Source organism: Pseudomonas sp. Ag1, from assembly GCF_000278565.1.
Taxonomy (GTDB): Bacteria; Pseudomonadota; Gammaproteobacteria; order Pseudomonadales; family Pseudomonadaceae; genus Aquipseudomonas.
In genome coordinates, this window is sequence record NZ_AKVH01000103.1 from 61575 (window position 1) to 81029 (window position 19455).

Below are 19455 nucleotides of genomic sequence, written 5' to 3' on the forward strand. Positions count from 1 at the left end.
GTTACCAGCGATAGCGCAGGCTGGCGATGACACTGCGGTCATACCCGGCACTGCAGCTGGAGAGGGAGCAGCCTTCGTAATAGTGCTTGTCGGTCAGGTTGGTGGCATTCACCGCCAGGCGCAGGCCCTTGGCCGCCGGGATCAGCTTGTCGAAATCGTAGTGCACCGCCGCGTCGAGCAAGGTGTAGGAGGGCACGCTCACAGTGTTGGCAGCATCGGCCTCGGTGGAACCGATATAGCGTACGCCGACGCCAAATCCGAGCCCGGTGAGCGGGCCAAAGGGCAGGGTGTAGTCAGCCCACAACGACGCCATTTTTTCCGGGGTGTCGGTGGGGCGGTTGCCTTTTTCCAGCGGGTTGTTGCTCTTGCTGACTTCGGCGTCGTTGTAGGTCAGGGTTGCCAGCAGGTCCAGGCCCTTGGCGAGGCTGGCCTTGCCTTCCAGCTCCACGCCGCGCACGTTGACCTCACCGGTCTGCACGCTGTTCAGCGGGTTGCTCGGGTCGGTGGTCTTGACGTTCTGCTGGGTCAGGTCGAACAGCGACAGGGTGATGTAGCTGTCGATCCCGGGCGGCTGGTACTTGATGCCGACTTCCGACTGCTTGGCGGTGCTCGGTTTGAAGCTGGTGCCGTAGAAATCAGTGCCGAGCACCGGGTCGAACGAGGTGGCGTAGCTGATGTACGGCGACAGGCCGTTGTCGGCCAGGTAAACGAGGCCTGCACGGTAGGTGAACTTGTTGTCGTCCTGCTTCTGCCCGGTGTCGGTCAGGCGGTTGTCGGTGCGCGCACTCGAATGATCCTGGCGACCGCCGACGGTCAGTACCCAACGGTCGTTGAACGTCATCTGCTGCTGGGCGTAGAGCCCGGTCTGGTCGGCGCGCTGCAAGGTGCTGGCGAACGGGGTGTTCGGCGCGAACACACCCCCGTGCACCGGGTTGTAGATGTCGATCGACGATGCCGCGCCGCCGTTGAGGTAATAGTCTTCACGGGTGCGCCGGTAATCGACCCCCAGCAGCGACACCATCTGCACCTCGCCAAGGTTCCAGCGGGCCTGGGCATTGTTGTCCAGGGAGTACACGTCGCCGACGATGCGGAAGCGGTAGGCCGACCGGTTCAAGGTGCGCAGGTCCGGCGCCAGGGACATGCCGCTGGCGGTGTTGGTCAGCAGGTTGACGTGGCCATAACGTGCGCTGGAATTCAGGCTCCACACATCGTTGATCCGGTGCTCCAACAGGTAGCCCAGCGAGTATTGCGTGCGGCCGTTGTCCAGGCCGGGTTCGTCGAGAAAGACGTTGTGTTTGACCTTGCCATTCGGGTTCGGCTTGAGCGTGCCCACCGTCGGCAGGAACACCCGGGGCGCGCCGAATTCATCCTCCGAGTAATCGGCCAGTACGGTCAGGCTGGTGTCGTCGTTCGGCCGCCAGGTAAACGACGGCGCGATGAAGGTTTTGTCGTCCTTGATGTGATCGAACTGGGTGCCGCTGCTGCGCTCCAGGCCCACCAGCCGATAGAGGAATTGCCTCTGGTCATCCAGTGGCCCGCTGAAGTCGAACTGGCCCTGGGCGCGGTCGAAACTGCCGCCCTGGAGCTGCACTTCATGGAACGACTGGTCCAGTGGCCGCTTGCTGATCTGGTTGACCACACCGCCCGGTGCGTTCTGGCCGAACAACACCGAGGCCGGGCCCTTGAGCACGTCGATGCGTTCCAGGCCATAGGCTTCGGCTTTTGGCCAGGCCTGGGTGGTGGTGCCACGTAAGCCGTCGCGCAACATGCCGGTGCTGGTCACGTCGAAGCCGCGAATCGAGAGGTTGTCGAAGCGCTGGCTGGCGGCGGTAGTGTTGGCCTGCACGCCGGCCGTGTAGCGCAACGCTTCGCTCACCGATTGCACTTGCTGCGCGTCCATCTGGTCGCGGGTCACTACGGAGATCGACTGGGGGATTTCATTGAGCGCGGTGTCGGTCTTGGTCCCGCTGAGGCTACGCTTGGCCACGTAGCCGGCCTGTTGTCCGGTGGGGCTGTCGGCTTGGGTCCCGGTGACCACGCTGCTGTCGAGCACCAGGGCGTGATCGGTGTCCGCCTCGGCGGCCTGCACAAGGTTCATCTGGGTCAGCGACAGGCCCAGGGCAACGCCATGGATCAGGGTTGCCAAGGGCTTGCGACTGGTTTTCAAGTGCGGGACTGCGGTATCGATTGGCAAACCTGGGGTGTCTCGGTACAGAACGCGGGTGCCCATGCTTCACTCCATGATGAGGTGTTCAATGCGAATGCAAACGTATCTCATCCAGGCGTTGTGACGCAGGGCTATTGCTTTGGGTCGAGCGATCATTTCTTTCGTTTGCGGGGCAGGGCGGAACTTTCACAACCCGTCAGCGCAACGCCTTGGGCGAAACCCCGAAACGCTTGCGAAACGCCGTGGAGAAATGCGCCGGGCTGTAACCCACGCGGTACGCGGCGCTGGACACATTGGTCTCACCGCTGGCGAGCAGGCGATAGGCTTCGGCCAGGCGCTGTTCCTGCAAGTACACATAGACACTGGTGCCGAATACCTGACGAAAGCCCGCGGTCAATTTGCGCGGGTTGAGGCCGACTGCGCGAGACAGCTCGGCCAATGACGGCGAAGCCTGCAACGAACCGAGCAACAGGTCGCGGGCGGCATGAATGCGTTCGATGTCCGCTGAGTTGCAATGGGCGTCCTGCACCGGGCGCGACTCGGTTTGCGCGAGAATTCCCTCCACCCCCAGCGCTGTCAGCTCCAGGGCCTTGCCGCCCAGATAGAAGGAGCGGGCAGGGCCCTGCAACGGGCAGGTGAAAATTTGTTGGGCAAGGGCGAGCAACGGTTTGCTCGCGGGCTGGCAGAACATCATCGGCCCGCCGCCGCGTTTATCCAGCAGGCGCTCAGGCTCAAGGCCGACGCTGCGGATCGACGGGAAATCCAGCTGCACGGTGGTGTAGCGCACCGGCACACCACTGGCGAACAGGTGATCGCCACAATGTTCACCCTGGTTGGCCACGGCGCACAGGGTCGGCCCGCGAATCTCCACTTCCTGCTGGCCTTCGACCCGGCAATTGAGCTGGCCGCTGAGCACCAGGATGATCTTCAAACCTTGCCACAGCGGCTCTTGCATCCACATCTGGCTGTCCATCAACACAGTCCCGGCGGACAGGGTGATTTCCGGCACGACGGTGGCGGCACCCGTGTTCAAAGTGTTGGGAAAATTGAGGGTGAAATCCCTTTGGGTCGGTAGCGGCGCAGCGTGTGGGCTGAGCATGGCGGACTCCCTGTGAACCGGAAAAGAGGGGCATACGCTAGCAGGAAATTTCTTACCTGTAATTAAGAATGATTATCCTTTAGCCGAAAGCCCGGACCACGCCTCATCGCTGCAGGCCGCAGAAACTCACGCTGTAGCGCAATCAAAAGAAAAAGCCGCGCAAACGAATGTCCTGCCGGTTGCCGTGCTGCGGCTTTTGCCTATTAATAATCACTCTCATTTCCGCAGCCCTTGGCGACTCATGGATGAACCGCTCAATGACCCATTCTCCCTAGCCCTTTTCACCCTTGCCCCGCAGGCCTTTTGTTCACGGCATCGGCCCCTTATTGCCGAAAAAAACTCTGGAGACCCCATGACTATCATTGACGACTGCCCCGATTGGCCCGAAGCGTTTGCCCAACGCTATCGCGACGCAGGCTATTGGCGCGACGAGACCTTTGGCGACCTGCTGCGCAACGCCGCCCGCACCTTTGGCGAGCGTGAAGCGATCACCGATGGAACGCTGCGGGTGAGCTATCGCCAACTGGATCAACGGGTCGATCAACTGGCCGGCGGGTTCTCCCGGCTGGGGTTGGTGGCAGGGGACAACGTGGTGGTGCAACTGCCGAACTGCGTGGGTTTTGTCGAAGTGTGCTTCGCCCTGTATCGCCTCGGCGTACGGCCAATCTTTGCGTTACCGGCCCATCGTCATCTGGAAATCGGCCGCTTCTGCGAGTTTGCCCAGGCCAGGGCATACCTCTGCGCTGACGTCACGGCAGGTTTTGATTATCGGGGCATGGCCCGTGGCTTGAAGGCGGCCCATGGCGACCTTGCGTGGGTGATCGTGGCCGGTGAGGCTGAAGAATTCATCGCGCTCGAAGACCTTTATCTGGACGACCCGCAGCCAACCTTTTCTGCGCCGCCCGCGGATGCCGTCGCGTGTTTCCAGTTGTCCGGTGGCTCCACCGGCGTGCCGAAACTGATCCCGCGTCGCCACAATGAATACCTCTACAACGTGCGGACCAGCGCCGAACGTTGCGGCCTGACCGACGCCACGGTGTACCTCGCCGCGCTGCCCATGGCCCATAACTTTCCCATGTGCTGCCCGGGGTTCATGGGCACCTTGCTGATGGGCGGCCGTGTGGTGCTGAGCGGCTCGCCAAGCGCCGAAACCTGCTTCGCCCTGATCGAGCATGAACGCGTGACCCATACCGCGCTGGTGCCGCCACTGGTGCTGGTCTGGCTGGATGCCGCCCAGGCGCGCGGGCAGGGCCTGCCAGGATTGCAACTGCTGCAAGTCGGCGGCGCCAAACTGAGCTTCGAGGCTGCCCGCCGCGTGGAACCCACCCTCGGCTGCCGCTTGCAGCAAGTGTTCGGCATGGCCGAGGGGCTGATTTGCTATACCGACCCCAACGACCCACCGCAACGAGTCCTGCACACCCAGGGCAAACCCATGTCCCCGGGCGACGAAATCCGGGTGGTGGACGACAACGAACAGGACGTGATACAGGGCCAGGTCGGCCAATTGCTGACCCGTGGTCCGTACACGATTCGCGGTTACTACCGCCACCCTGCGCACAACGCCCAGGCGTTTACCACTGACGGTTTCTACCGCACCGGCGACCGGGTAATGCTCACCGACGACGGCTACCTGATGGTCGAAGGTCGCGACAAGGACGTGATCAACCGTGGCGGCGAAAAGATCGCCGCCGAAGAAGTCGAAAACCTCCTGCTCAGCCATCCTGCCGTCGCCGATGTGGCCTTGGTGGCGATGCCGGACGCCTACCTCGGCGAACGCACCTGCGCCTTCGTGATTCCCCGTGGCACGGCACCGCGCCCGCCGGAACTGCTGCGCCATCTGCGTGAGCAAGGGTTGGCGGCCTTCAAGCTGCCGGACCGCTTCGAATTTATCCCCGGTTTCCCGCAAACCGGCGTGGGCAAGGTCAGCCGCAAGCACCTGCGGGAGGCTATCCAGCAGCTGTATTTCGGGGCAAAACAACCTGAGGGAAGCGCCGACCGTGGCTGATCAAGACTCGCTGCGTGAACTGCTCGCGCCTGTACGTGGCCGGTTGATCTGCGCCATGCTGCTGCAAGCCCTGGCGACCCTGATCGGCCTGCTGCCGTTGATCGCGGTGGCGGAGTTGGCGCCGTCGTTGCTGGACGGAAAACTCGATCTGCACGATGGGTTCTGGTGGTTGTTGGCCGGTGCGGGCGCTTTGCTGTTGCGCATGCTCGGGCTGGCTGCCGCCTTGCAGATGACCCACCTGGCCGACAGCGACCTGCAACGCCAGGTTCGCCAACGGCTGGCCGCGCATTTGGCGCGGGTTCCGCTGGCTTGGTTCAGCGCCCGTGGTGGGCAAAAAGTCGACCGTGTTTTGCTCGACGACGTAGGTGCGCTGCATCAACTGGTGGCGCACTTGCCAAACAACCTCGCCGCCGCATTGGTGGCGCCCCTGGCGTGCCTGTTGTACCTGCTGACGGTAAGTGTGCCGATGACCGTTGTGGTGCTGCTGCCTCCAGCGCTGGCGCTGTGGCGACTGCGAGCCTTGCGCTCCCAGGCTTATCGGGATGACCAGAAGGCACTGGGCGCCGCGCTGGGCAACCTGTCCCTGGCCACCCAGCAGTTTGTGCAGAGCATCGCCATGGTCAAGTCATTCGGCCGGGCCGATCGGGTGCAGTCAAAGTTCTTCGGTGCGGTGGAACGTTTCGCCAGTTTCTTTTCCTGCTGGGCCCAACGCTGGGCCGGGCTTGGGGCGAGTGTCGAGGTGCTGCTTTCGCCGTTGCTGGTGCTGGCCCTGGTGCTGTTGGGCGGTGCGTCGCTGGTGGCTGGCGGTTGGCTGATGCCGGTGCAACTGCTGCCGTTCCTGCTGCTGGGGCCGGCCCTGGCAGCGCCGGTCGCGGCCGTCGGGCATGGTGCGGATGCACTGGTGCAGGGCCGCATGGCCGCCAGCCGTATCGCCACCGTGCTCAACAGCGCGACGTTGACGCAACCTCGCGAATCCCGCGAGCCCAAGGGCCGCCAGGTGAGCTTTGAAGGCGTGGACTTTCGCTACCCCGACGGCACGCAGGTGCTGCATGACATTGACCTGGATCTACCGCCCGGCACGCTGACCGCATTGGTGGGCGACTCGGGCGCCGGCAAATCCACCCTGGCCACTTTGCTTGCGCGCTTTGCCGATGTGAGTGCCGGGGCGATCCGCATCGGCGACGTCGACCTGCGGGACATGCACAGCGCCACCTTGTATCGCCAGGTCGCCTTTGTGTTCCAGGATGTGCGCCTGCTGCGCACCAGCGTCCTCGACAACCTGCGCCTGGCGCGCCCCGACGCCACGCAAATCGAGGTGGAAGCCGCCGCCCGGGCCGCGCAGATTCACCAGCGCATCCTCGCGCTGCCCCAGGGGTATCACACCGTCCTCGGAGCCGGCGTGCAACTGTCCGGCGGTGAAGTGCAACGCCTGGGCATTGCCCGGGCGATGCTCAGTGAAGCGCCGATCCTGATTCTCGATGAAGCCACCGCCGCCAGTGATCCTGAATCCGAAGCCGCGATCCAGCAGGCGCTGTCTCGCCTGGCCCGTGCCCGCACGGTGCTGGTAATCGCCCACCGCTTGAGCAGCATCCAGGACGCCGACCAGATCGTCGTGCTGCAAGGCGGGCGGATTGTCGAGCGCGGTACGCATCACGGCTTGCTGGACCAGCAGGGCACTTACGCCGGGCTGTGGGCCGCTGAGCAGTTTTCGGCGGCCGCACTGAAGAGGGCACGGGCATGATTCGCGCGCTGTTACGCAGCCTGCAACCCCGTGAAGCCGGCTTGTTGCGGCGTGCGCTGATGGCGATGGCGTTGAGTGCGTTGGCCCAGGGCGCAGCGTTGGCGTTGTTGCCGATGGCCTTTGCCCAGTGGTTCGGCAACACCACGCCTTGGGCCTGGGCCATCGGTTTCACCGGCATGGCCTTGTTGTGCCTCTGGCTGCGCCGGTATGCCCAGCTGGCGGGCTATCGCGCCGGTGCCGAAGCAGCCCAGGCGTTGAACCGACGCATTGGTGACAAGCTGGTGCAACTGCCGCTGGAATGGTTTGTGGAGCGGCGCAGCGCTGAACTGAATCGCCTGGTGACTCACACCGTGCTGCAAATCATGAGCACCCCGGCGCACCTTTTGCAGCCAATGGCCAATGCGCTGTTGACGCCTTTGGCACTCCTGCTGGCGCTGTTTTTCTACGACCGCTCCATGGCGTTGGCGGCACTGGCCGCGTTGCCGTTGCTGGTGCTGGTGTACCACTGGGGCGTGCGCTGGGGCGGGCAAGCTGAAGCACTGAGCGAAGCCGCAGCCAATGAAGCGGCGGCCCGGGTGATGGAGTTTCTGCGCCAGCAACCGTTGCTGCGCTCCAGCGGGCGCACCGAGCAAGGTTTCGACCTGCTCACCGAGGCCCTGGCCCAGCAGCAACAGGCACAGCGTCACGCCCACTGGCGCACTTTTCCCGCCGCGCTGGGTTTGGCGGTGGTGTTGCAGGCCGGCTACAGCGCCATCCTGTTATGCGGCCTGTATGCCGTGTTGGGTGGCACCCTCGATGCGGCGAAGTTCCTGGCGCTGGCGATTCTCGCCACCTGCCTGGTGGAGCCAATGGGCGCGCTGGTCAACCTCGGTACCACGTTGCGCCAGACCCGCCACGGCTTGAATCGCCTGCGCCACCTGCTGCAGATGCCGGGGTTGCCTGAGCCTCTCGAACCCCAACCTGCCCTGGGTTACGACGTGCAAGTGCGGGACGTAGGACTGGTCCGCCAGGGCCAGGCGATCTTGCAAGGCATCGACTTCACGTTGCAGGAGCGTTCGCTGAACCTGGTGGTGGGGGCGTCCGGCTCCGGCAAGTCCAGCCTGTTGCGCCTGCTGGCGCGCTTCAGCGATGTAAGCAGTGGCGCGATTCACCTCGGCGGTGTCGACCTGCGGCAACTGTCGGCCCTGGCCCGAGATACCCAGGTCGCCTTGATGTTCCAGGACAGCCCGCTGTTGCCGGGCAGCCTGCTGGACAACCTGCTGCTGGGCCGCCCCGACGCCAGCGAAGAGCAATGGCAGCACGCCGCCCGCGCCACCGGCCTCGACCGCCTCGCCGAGCGCCTGCCCCAGGGCTGGCACACCGTGCTGGGCGAGCAGGGCGTCAGCCTGTCCGGCGGCGAGCGCCAATGCCTGGCGTTGTCGCGGGTGTTGCTCAAGGACGCGTCGCTGATCCTGCTGGACGAGCCGACCGCCGCCCTCGATGCCATCAGCGAGGCGCGGGTCAATCGGACCCTGTTGCAACTGGCCCGCCGGCACACGGTGGTGCTGGTCACCCACAAACCGACCTTGGCGCCCCATGCCGACCAGATTCTGCTGCTCGACCACGGCCAGTTGGCCCAGGTCGGCCGCCATGACGCGTTGATGGCCACGCCCGGCCGTTACCGCGAGTTGTTCCACGAGCGCGAAGCGATCAATCGCTGGCGCTTGCGCCCAGACCCTACCGTTCCCCAAAGGACCGTCCCCCATGACCGATAACCCATCACTGGCATGCGTTCATCCTGCACCCGGCGGCCTCGCACACAGCCCCGAGGCGCTGTGCGCCGGTGTCGCGCAGTTGCTCGACTATGCCCCCCAGGACCTGGAGCCCGATGCCTCGCTGATCGAGCAGGGCCTGGACTCGGTGAGCATGATGCGCCTGCCGGCCTTGCTCGCCCGCGAAGGTGTGCAGGTGAGCTTTGCCGAACTGATTGAGCAGCCGACCCTTGAGGCCTGGTGGTTGCTGATCGACCGCCGTCGCGGGCAGGCGACGCACCTCAAGCCCGTCGCCGCCGACAACGATTTCGCCCTCACACCGTTGCAGCAGGCTTATTGGTTTGGTCGCGACCCGGCCATGCCGCTGGGGGGCGTTGGCTGTCACCTGTATCAGGAGCTGGACGGGTATCAGGTCGACGCTCAACGCCTGGAAAGCGCGGTGATGCGCCTGACTCACCGCCATCCCATGCTGCGCGCCTGTTTCCCGAACGCCACTTGCCAGCGCGTGCTGCCGACCAGCCCGTGGCCTGGGTTGACCGTGCATGAACGGCCGGATGAGTTGGCCTTGCGTGAGCGCCTGGCCCACCGCTGCCTGGATGTGCGCCAGGGCGAGGTGTTTGATGTGCAACTCAGCCGCTTGCCCGACGGCCGCAGCCGGGTGCACCTGAACATCGATTTGCTGGTGGCGGACGTCCTGAGTATCAGCGTACTGCTGCGGGATCTGGCGCTGATCTACAGCGGGCAAGAGGCGCAGCTGCCACGTCTGGAATGGGATTTTGCCCACTACCTGGGCGCCACCCGAACCAGCGATGCCGGCGCGCGGGACTACTGGCTGCAACGTCTGGATGACCTGCCCGACGGCCCGCAACTCCCCTTGGCACACGAGCCGCAATCCCTCGGCCCGCCGCGTTTTCGTCGCCTGGCGATGCGCCTCGGCCGCGCGCAGTTGCGAGCCCTGGAAGACCAGGCCCGCCAACACGGCCTGACCCTGGCCAGCGTGCTGTGCTGCGCCTATACCCAAGTGCTGGGCCGCTGGAGCGCCAGCCAGCATTTCCTGTTGAACGTGCCGCTGTTCAACCGCCAGGAGCTGCACCCCTGCGTCCCGCATCTGCTGGCGGATTTTTCCAACCTGGTGCTGCTGGAGATCGACCAGCGCCAGGCGGGTTCTTTCGCGCAGCAGGCGCAAGCCCTGCAACGCCAACTGCACCGCGACATCGCCCACAGCGCCTGGCCTGGTGTGGAAGTGCTGCGTGAGTTGTCCCGCACCCGGCAAGGCGGCGCCCCCGTAGTGTTTGCCTGCAACCTTGGCGAAGCGTTTGTCGACGCCACTTGCCGGCAGCACCTGGGCGAACCGGGCTGGGCCTTGTCGCAAACGCCCCAAGTGTGGCTTGACCACCAGAGCTATCCGCTGCCCGATGGCCTGTTGCTCAACTGGGACGGGGTAGATGCGCTGTTCCCCGAAGGCCTGCTGGACGAAATGTTCACCGCCTATGGCGACCTGCTGGCGTGGCTGTGTACCGGTGACTGGCGCCAACCCGCGCCGCTGCCGTTGCCCCAAGGCCAGCAAGAGGTCCGTGCAGCGGTCAACCACACGCCCTGGGCCTATGACAAAGGCTTGCTGCACGATGGCTTTTTCCAACAGGCGCAGGTGCACCCGCAGCGGGTGGCATTGATCACCGAGGACGCTGAGTTGAGTTACGCCGAGCTGGCGGCCCAGGCCCTGCAAGTGGCAGGTGCCCTGCGCCAGTGGGGGATTGAACCGGGTGATACGGTGGCGATCACCTTGCCCAAAGGCCAGGCGCAAATCGTTGCGGTGCTCGGCATATTGGCGGCGGGCGCGGTGTATGTGCCGGTGGGTATCGAACAGCCGGCAGCCCGTCGCGACATGATCTATCAACGCGCCGGAGCCAAGGTGGTGATCACCGATACGGCCCACCGTGATCGCGGTGTATGGCTGGCGGACTTGCAAGTGGTGGACCTGGCCCAGGCGCGTTCGGCCAGGGCCCTGAAACAACCGATCGAGGTGGCGCCGGACGCACTGGCCTATGTGATTTTTACCTCTGGCACTACCGGCGAACCCAAGGGCGTCGAGGTTTCCCACCAGGCGGCGCTGAACACCGTCGCCGCGATCAACCGGCGTTATCAGGTGGGCGCGGATGACCGTGTGCTCGGGGTTTCCGCCCTCGATTTCGACCTGTCGGTGTACGACCTGTTTGGCCTGCTGAGTGTCGGTGGCGCCGTGGTGCTGCCAGCGGATGCGCGGCGCAAGGAGCCGTCCGAATGGTTGCGGCTGATCCGCCAGCAGCGCGTGACCCTGTGGAACTCGGTACCGGCGTTGCTCGACATGCTGACCCTCAAGGCCCGCGAGCCGAATGCCCTGAGCGGATTACGCCTGGCGATGGTCTCGGGTGACTGGGTCGGGCTGGACCTGCCACGCCGCCTGCGATTGGCAGCCGGCGAAAGCGCCCGGTTCGCCGCTCTCGGCGGCGCCACTGAAGCGGCCATCTGGTCCAACGTCCAGGACGTCGACGAAGTGCCGGCTCACTGGCTCTCGATTCCCTACGGCAAACCCCTGGATAACCAAAGCTTTCGAGTCGTCGACAGCCAGGGCCGCGATTGCCCGGACTGGGTGGCGGGGGAGTTGTGGATCGGCGGCGCCGGGGTTGCCCAGGGCTATCGTGGCCTGCCGCATCTCAGCGCCCAACGCTTCGTCGAGCACGCCGGGCAACGCTGGTACCGCACCGGCGATCAGGGCCGTTATTGGCCCGACGGCAGCCTCGAATTTCTCGGGCGTATGGACCAGCAGGTCAAGGTCCGTGGCTTCCGCATCGAACTCAGTGAGATCGACGTGGCCCTGGAACGCCATCCGGCCGTCAGTCGTGCCGTCACCCTGGTGTTGCCCGGGGCCAACCCGCAGTTGGCAGCAACCCTGATGGGCGACGCGCTGCCGGATGCCGAAGCCATGCGCCAGTGGCTCTGCCAATGGTTGCCGGAACACATGTTGCCGGACCACTGGCTGAACCTCACCGAACTGCCCCTGAGCGCCAACGGCAAGGTCGACCGCGCCGCACTGCTGTGGCTGGTGCAGGAGCAACGCCAGGGCGCCAGACCCGAGCATGAAGACGCGCCTCAAGGCGAAGCCGAACAACTGTTGGCCGGGCTCTGGCGCGAATTGCTCGACATTCCCCTGGTGGGACGCAACCAGGGCTTTTTCGCCCTCGGCGGCAACAGTCTGTTGGCCGCTCGCCTGATCGAACGTATCGCCCGACAGTTCGACGTCGAACTGTCGCTGAAGGACTTTTTCAACGCGGCCACCGTCGCCCGCCAGGCCCAATGGCTTGTCGCCCGACGAGAACAGGACCACGTCAACCGGAACGCAATGGTGGAGGGTGCGCTATGACACTGCAGCAACTGCAACAGGACCTCGAAGCACTGGGTGTGGAACTCTGGGAAGAGCAGGGCCGCCTGCGCTACCGGGCGCCCGCCGGGGTGATGGATGAAGGCCGCCTGCAACAATTGCGCGAACACAAGGACGCGTTGTTGCAGCAATTGATGGAACCGGTGATGCCCACCGTCTCGGCCGACCTGGCTGCCCGCAGCGAACCGTTTCCGCTGACCGACGTGCAGGCCGCTTACCTGATGGGCCGCACCCAGGCATTCAGCTACGGCGGGGTGGCGTGCCACGGTTACCTGGAATTTGAACTCAGGGAACTGGACCCGGCGCGCCTGGAGCAGGCATGGAACCATCTGATTGCGCGTCACGACATGCTGCGGGCGGTGGTGCTGGAAGACGGCTACCAACAAATCCTGCCCCAGGTGCCGCATTACCTGATCGCCCGGCATGACCTGCGCGAAGACGACGGCCGTGCACTGGCCGCTCTGCGCGAACGCATGGAAATTCGCCTGGCGTCGCCCCAGCAGTGGCCGCTGATCGAGTTGTGCGTCAGCCAGGGCCGTGAACATGCGCGCCTGCATCTCTCAGTGGATCTGCTGGTGTGCGACTACCAGAGCGTGCGCATGCTGTTGGCCGAGTTGCAGCAGGTCTATCGTGGCGAAGCCTTGCCGCCGGCGGCGCCCATCAGTTTTCGCGACTACGTACTGGGCGAGCGCCGGTTGCGGGAACAGCCGCGTTACCAGCGTGACCGCCAGTACTGGTGGGCGCGGGTCGACAGCCTGCCCGGTGCTCCGGAATTGCCCATGCAGGGCGCTCCCAGCGGACCGCGTTTCGAGCGCCGCGCCCTGAACCTGGAGGCCCGGGATTTCAACGCCCTGCGCCTGAATGCAGCGGCGGCCGGCGTGGGTGCGTCGGCGGCGATTCTTTCCTGCTATGCCGAAACCCTGGGGCGCTGGAGCCGCAAGGGGCATTTCTGCTTGAGCCTGACCTTGCTCAATCGCCTGTCGCTGCACCCGCAGGTCGATCGGCTGGTGGGGGATTTCAGCTCGGTGGAATTGCTGGAAGTCCAGACCCTGCAAGGCGGCAGCTTTGGTGAACGCAGCCAGCAGTTGCAGGAGCGACTGTGGCAAGACATGGACCACCGCCTGTGTTCCGGCATTGAAGTACTGCGCGAACTGGCGCGGCGCAAAGGCCGTGATGCGGCCTTGATGCCCTATGCCTTCACCAGCACCCTGGGCGCCGGTGGCGAAAGTGGCGGCGGGGCATTTATGCCCGGCGCAGAACTGGTGCACGGCATCAGCCAGACCCCGCAAGTGTTGATTGATTGCCAGGTCAGCGAGCGCGACAACGGCCTGTTCATCAATTGGGACATTCGCCAGGGCGTGTTCAATGAGGCAATGCTGGAAGCGATGTTCGACACCTTCGAACGTCTGCTCAAGCGCTTGGCGCGGGAGCCTTCGGCCTGGACCCTGGACGATTGCCTTGAACTGCCGGCACCCCAGCGACTGGTGCGGGAGTTGATCAACCAGACGGCGCAGCCGATTCCCCCAGGCTTGCTGCATGAACCGTTCTTTCGCCAGGCCCGGGCGCAACCCCAACGTGTCGCCCTGATCCAGGGCGCGCGACAGCTCACTTACGCGCAACTCGCCGCCCGTGCCGAGGCGATTGCCGAGCAGTTACTGGATGGCGGTTGCCAGCCCGGCGAGCGGGTCGCGGTATGCATGGAAAAAGGCATCGACCAGGTGGTCGGTGTACTCGGGATCTTGCGGGCCGGCGCGGCGTACCTGCCGCTGGACACTAATCAGCCGATGGCGCGGCGCGCGTTGATTCTTGAGAACGCCGAGGTCAGCCGGGTGCTCAGCCAGTCGTGGTTGAGCGAGGACGTGGCCTGGCCCGCCCAGGTGACCCAGTGCATACCCGTTGATCAGGCCGCAGCCAGTGCCGGACGTGAACTGCCGGCGCCGCAGGTGACACCGCAACAACTTGCCTACGTGATCTACACCTCCGGCTCCACCGGGATTCCGAAGGGTGTGATGATCAGTCACCAGGCGGCCCTCAACACGGTGGTGGATATCAATCAGCGCTTCGCCATCGGCGCCGAAGACCGGGTACTCGCCTTGGCCAGCCTGGGCTTCGACCTCTCGGTGTACGACATCTTCGGCCTGCTGGCCGTAGGTGGCGCCCTGGTGTTGCCCGACGCCGGACGCCGCGCCGACCCGTCCCACTGGGCCGAATGCGCCCGCGAGCACGGTGTGACCCTGTGGAACTCGGTGCCCGCGCAGTTGCAGATGCTTGCCCATTACCTGCAAGCCGTGCCGGCCGCGGCACCTCAGAGCCTGCGCCTGGCCTTGCTGTCCGGCGACTGGATCCCGCTGAACCTGCCCGCCGAAATCGCTGCGTTGTTGCCTGAGCTCCAACTGATCAGCCTGGGCGGCGCCACAGAAGCGGCGATCTGGTCGATTGCCTATCCAATCACCGAGGTGGACGCACAATGGCGCAGCATTCCCTACGGCGCGCCGCTGGCCAATCAACGCTTCATGGTGCTCGACGAACAAGGCCGCGATCGCCCGCAAGGCGTTGCCGGTGAGCTGTTCATCGCCGGCACGGGGTTGGCGATGGGGTACCTGGGGGACGCGGAGAAAACCGCCGAGCGTTTTATCGAGCATGCCCACAGCGGCGAGCGGCTGTACCGCACCGGCGACCTGGGGCGCTACCTTGAAAGCGGGTTGATTGAGTTCCTTGGCCGTGAGGATTTCCAGGTCAAGGTTCGCGGGCATCGCATCGAGTTGGCGGAAGTCGAAAGTGCCTTGCTCAGTCATCCTCATGTCGAATCGGCCGTGGTGGTCGCTGCGGGCGAGGGCGCGTTCGAGCGGCGTTTGCAGGCCTGCGTGCGCGGGACTTTGCGTGATACTCCATTGCCTTGGCCGACCCGGTTGGCACCCAACGCCTTGGCGGCGGCCAACGGCGTGAAAGGCCAACTGACGGAAGCGCTGATTACGCAGATGTCCGATTGCGTCGAGCGTGCCGCGTTGCTCTCCATGGGCCTGGCCCTGCAACGCCCGGGGCTGTTTGATCAACCGGGCGTCGAGCACGACCTGGCCCAGATCATGAGCCTGTGCGAAGTGGCGCCACGCAACGAACGGCTGATCCGCCGCTGGCTGCAAGCGCTGCATCGCGAACAACTGGTAGACCGCAACCCAGGCACCGGCGCCTATTCGTCACTGCGGGTCTCGGGTGCTGAATACCGTCAGCTGTGGCAGCGCATCGAGGCGCTGGAACCGAGTGTGGGCTGGGGCGGTGAAGTGCTGCGCTACCTGCGGGAAAGCCAGGAGCAATTGCCTGCCCTGATGAGCGACCGGCTCGACCCGTTGCACTTGCTGTTTCCCGAAGGCCGTACCGACACCGCCGAAGGCGCCTATCGCAAGAACCTGATCAGCCAGTACCTGAACCAGGCGGTGTGTGCGGCGGTGCAGGAAATCGCCGCACTGCAACCGGCGGGCTGGCGTCTGCAGTTGCTGGAAATCGGCGCAGGCGTGGGCGGCACCAGTGCCGACCTGATTCCGGCCCTGGACGGCTTGGCGGTGGACTACCAGTTCACCGACCTGTCGCAGTTTTTCCTCAACGAAGCGCGGGAGCATTTCGTCGAGTTTCCGTGGGTCAGCTACGGGCTGTTTGACCTGAACCTCGACCACTGGGCCCAAGGCATCGCCGCCAACTCCCTGGATGTGATTCTGTGTGCCAACGTGCTGCACAACTCGCGGCATGCCAGCCAGGTACTCGCCCGGCTGCGGGAAATGCTCGCCCCCGGCGGCTGGCTGATCTTTATCGAAGCCACCCGCGACACCTACCAGATCATGGCGTCCATGGAGTTCAAGGAGGGCCTGACCGCGTTCGAGGATTTCCGCGCCGAGCAGGACACCACGTTCATCCGCCGCGAGCAGTGGCAGCAACTGTTGCAGGAAGCCGGCGCGCAGACGCCGCTGTGCATGCCGGCAGCTGACGATGCGATGTCACAGATCGGCCAGCACCTGTTCATCACGCGCTTCAAGACCGAGCGCCAGACCCTTGAGCCGGAGGCGTTGCGCGCGCATCTGGGCCAGCGCCTGCCGGATTACATGGTACCCACCGAGTGGCGGGTACTGGATGAAATGCCGCTGACGGTCAACGGCAAAGTCGACCGCCAGGCGTTGGCCAACCTCGGCATGGCCCAGGCCACGCAACAGGCCAACAGCGGGGCTGCACCGCTGGATGCGCTGGAGCGCAGTATCGCAGAGGTCTGGCAAACCCTGTTGCGGGTGCCCAGTGTGGGCCGTGAACAGGGCTTCTTTGAGTTGGGCGGTGATTCATTGCTGGTGGCGCAGGTGGTTGGTCGCCTGCGGGAAAGCCTGCCCCAGGCCCGTAACGTGCCCTGGGGGGATTTGCTGCGCCAGTTGATCAACCAGCCCACCGTTGCGGCCCTGGCGGATTACCTGCGGGGGCAGGGCAGCGAGAGCCTGTCGCCGCTGGTGCGGATTCGTGAGGAGGCGCAAGGCCCGGCGCGGATCTTCGTCCATGATGGCAGCGGCACCCTGGCACCGTATCGCGCGCTGTTTGCTGCACTCGGGGAAGAAGCGCCACTGGAGGGGCTGGTGCTCAATGATGTACCGGGTTACCTGGCTCTGGCACCGGCTACGGCGATTCGTGAACTGGCCGAGCGTTATGCCGACACCTTGCACGCCGAAGGCCGGCGCCAGGTGAGCATCGTCGGTTATTGCCTCGGCGGGTTGCTGGCGACGGAGCTGGCGTCATGCCTCGCGGCGAGGGACATCGAGGTGCTGCAACTGACAGTGATCAGCAGCTACCGCGTGCCGTTCATGATCGAGGATGACCTGCTGGCGGAGTACGTGTTCGCCCGCGTGATGCAGGCCGACCCGCACACCCTGGGTTACCCGGTGGATGAACAGGCGATGGAGCGGGCGATTGCCAAGGTGCTGCGCCAAACTCCGGGCCGCGTGCCCCAAGGTGCGTTGCTGGCGCTGCAGGATGAGCCCGACTGTGCCACGGCCCTGGCCTGCCTGCGGGCCCTGGCATCCAAGTCGGCAGATGAGCGCTTGCAGGCAATTGCAGACGCGATGCGCCACGCCGGCTCGCAACTGAGCGACCTGGACTGGCTGCGCGAGCAACTGCAGGTGCTGCGCCACAGCCTGGCCGCCGTCGCCTTGCATCAGGCCACGCCTTACGACGGTGACATGGTGTTTATCCGCCAGTGCGGTGAAGTCCAGGTACTGCCCGGCATGCACCGCGACATGAGCCAATACTGGCAGGCCCTGTGCCTTGGCGAATTGCAGGTGGTGGACGTGCCGGGCGACCACTTCAGCTGCATGCAGAGCCCCCAGGTCGAAGCCGTGGCCCGCGCGTTCGAACGGCTGGCGCAGGTGGCGGCGTGAGAGTCGGGATTGTAGGCGGCTATGGGCATGTCGGTCGGCAGGTTGCGCGGGTGCTGGTCGGTCATTGCCGCTTGCGCCTGGGCGGTCGCGACCCTGGGCAAGGGCAGCGTTTTAACGACGGCGAGTTGAACGGGCAGGCCGAGATCCGTGAAGTGGACCTGTGGGACGCCCAAAGCCTGGCGGCGTTTTGCAGCGGCTGCGACCTGCTGATCAATTGCGCGGGCCCCAGCTACCAGGTGCTCGACCGGGTGGCGCTGGCCGCTTTGGCCAGTGGCGCCGATTACATCGATGTCGGCGGCGATGATCCGCTGCATCAGCTGCTGCCCGCTCAGTTGCCGCCGGGTCGTCGTGTGGTGTTATCAGCCGGCATGTTGCCCGGGCTGTCGGGGTTGTTTCCCAAGGTGCTTGCGGCGTCGTTCGAGCGCGTCGATGCCGTGCATTGCTATGCCGTCGGACTTGGGCGGTTGTCGACAACGGCGGCCGAGGACTTTCTATTGAGCCTCGGCAACGGCTATGGCCAGGCCTCGATGGGCTGGTGCGATGGCCGTGCAATCAAGTCCGCCGTACTCGTCGATGAACACTTCGAGCGGCCCTGGCTGGTGGGCGGTCCCGTAACGGCCCACCCGTATCTAACCACTGAGCAACAGCGCTTGTTTACTGACTTGCGGGTGCGCGAAGCCCAGGCCTACAACCTGTTCGACGGCGGCCACCTGCGGGCCGCACTCGGGCGCATTCAGGGCTCGCCACCGGCTCTGCGACACACGGCAGAGAACATTGCCGCCCTGGTACAGGCCAGTGCGCTGGACCTGGCAGGGCGCACGCCTTACCAGTTGCTCGCAGTCGAAATGGCAGGCCTGCAACACGGCGAACCGCAGCAGGCCACCGCCTGGTTGCGTGCCGCCGACGGCTCGGCGTTGACCGGCACAGTGGCGGCAATCTGCGCCCTGCAACTGGCCAAACTGCCCGAAGGCACGCACTACGCTGCCCAGGTGATGGACGCCGATGACTGCTTGCGCCAGGTGCTGCGCTGGTTGCCGCAGACCCGGATCCACGTCACCACTGAACTGGAGGAGGGCGTGTTATGAAGAAAATCCCCAGCCCATGGCTGCGACGTTACCCGCAGCATCAAACGCCGCGTTGCCGATTGGTCTGCCTGCCCCACGCCGGCGGCAGCGCGGGATTTTTCAGCGGTTGGCAGGCACTGTTGCCGGCTGACATCGAACTGGTCAGCGTGCAATACCCCGGCCGCGAAGAGCGCCTGAGTGAAACCTGGCCCGGCAGCCTGGAATGGATGGCGGGCACTATTACCCGGGCGCTGTGGGACCTGTCCGACCGGCCGCTGGTGCTGTTCGGCCACAGCATGGGTGCGGCGCTGGCCTATGAGGTGACGCGGCGCCTGAACCGCCAGGGCAAGGACCTGCAACGGCTGATCGTCTCCGCCCATCCGGCCCCTCACCGGCAACGTCACAGCCAATTGCACCAGGGGCCGGATGCCGGTCTGCTGGCGGATGTGCGGCGCCTGTCGGGTGGTGCGCCATCACCCCTGGACGAACCCGAGATGCAGGCACTTTACCTGCCCGCATTGCGCAATGATTACCGCCTGATCGAAAACTACTGCGGCGATATCAGCGAGCTGCTGGACGTGCCCGTGAGCGTATGCCTGGGCAGCACCGACCGCGAAGTCGATCGGGAGGAAGCCCATGCCTGGTCGGAAGTGACGCGCCAGGTCACCGACTTTCGAACCTTCAACGGCGGGCATTTTTACCTGCGCGACAGCCAGGCCGACCTGATCGAGCACCTGGAACTGTTGCTGGGCAGCCCCGCCGAACCGGCGTGGCAGTGCTGGCCGTCGACCCCATGACCGGAGAATCC

9 protein-coding genes are annotated in these 19455 nt (G+C 65.0%); 7 read left to right on the forward strand and 2 right to left on the reverse strand.

Features of this window, described 5'->3' with window-relative positions:
• Position 1: 1 nt before the first annotated feature.
• Positions 2-2230: a TonB-dependent siderophore receptor gene (locus A462_RS12975; protein WP_003218431.1), complete on the reverse strand. Its 2229-nt coding sequence runs from the start codon at positions 2228-2230 to the stop codon at positions 2-4.
• Positions 2231-2363: 133 nt separating this feature from the next.
• Entirely contained in the window at positions 2364-3266 is a 903-nt protein-coding gene (locus A462_RS12970; protein WP_003218429.1) for an AraC family transcriptional regulator, read from the reverse strand.
• A 352-nt stretch (positions 3267-3618) separates the two neighbouring features.
• Between A462_RS12970 and A462_RS12965 the strand changes: the two genes are divergently transcribed.
• Genes A462_RS12965 through A462_RS12935 form a run of 7 tightly spaced genes read left to right on the forward strand, consistent with a single transcriptional unit; the run spans position 3619 to position 19444 of the window.
• Entirely contained in the window at positions 3619-5271 is a 1653-nt protein-coding gene (locus A462_RS12965; RefSeq protein ID WP_008436207.1) for a (2,3-dihydroxybenzoyl)adenylate synthase, read from the forward strand.
• Positions 5264-7012: an ABC transporter ATP-binding protein gene (locus tag A462_RS12960; protein WP_003218426.1), complete on the forward strand. Its 1749-nt coding sequence runs from the start codon at positions 5264-5266 to the stop codon at positions 7010-7012. The genes A462_RS12965 and A462_RS12960 overlap by 8 nt, the downstream gene beginning before the upstream one ends.
• Positions 7009-8766, forward strand: a complete 1758-nt coding sequence (locus A462_RS12955) for an ABC transporter ATP-binding protein (RefSeq protein WP_003218423.1) — start codon at positions 7009-7011, stop codon at positions 8764-8766. Before A462_RS12960 ends, A462_RS12955 begins: the two co-directional genes overlap by 4 nt.
• Positions 8756-12163: a non-ribosomal peptide synthetase gene (locus A462_RS12950; protein ID WP_008436209.1), complete on the forward strand. Its 3408-nt coding sequence runs from the start codon at positions 8756-8758 to the stop codon at positions 12161-12163. The genes A462_RS12955 and A462_RS12950 overlap by 11 nt, the downstream gene beginning before the upstream one ends.
• Positions 12160-17583 carry a non-ribosomal peptide synthetase gene (locus A462_RS12945; RefSeq protein ID WP_003218420.1) on the forward strand — a complete coding sequence of 1808 codons (5424 nt, stop codon included), beginning with the start codon at positions 12160-12162 and terminating at the stop codon, positions 17581-17583. The genes A462_RS12950 and A462_RS12945 overlap by 4 nt, the downstream gene beginning before the upstream one ends.
• A complete protein-coding gene (locus tag A462_RS12940; protein ID WP_023658858.1) occupies positions 17580-18668 on the forward strand; it encodes a saccharopine dehydrogenase NADP-binding domain-containing protein in 1089 nt (362 codons plus the stop codon). The genes A462_RS12945 and A462_RS12940 overlap by 4 nt, the downstream gene beginning before the upstream one ends.
• The gene (locus A462_RS12935) at positions 18665-19444 is read left to right on the forward strand and encodes a thioesterase II family protein (RefSeq protein WP_003218418.1); all 780 of its coding nucleotides are present in this window, start codon (positions 18665-18667) and stop codon (positions 19442-19444) included. The genes A462_RS12940 and A462_RS12935 overlap by 4 nt, the downstream gene beginning before the upstream one ends.
• The last annotated feature ends 11 nt before the right edge of the window (positions 19445-19455 follow it).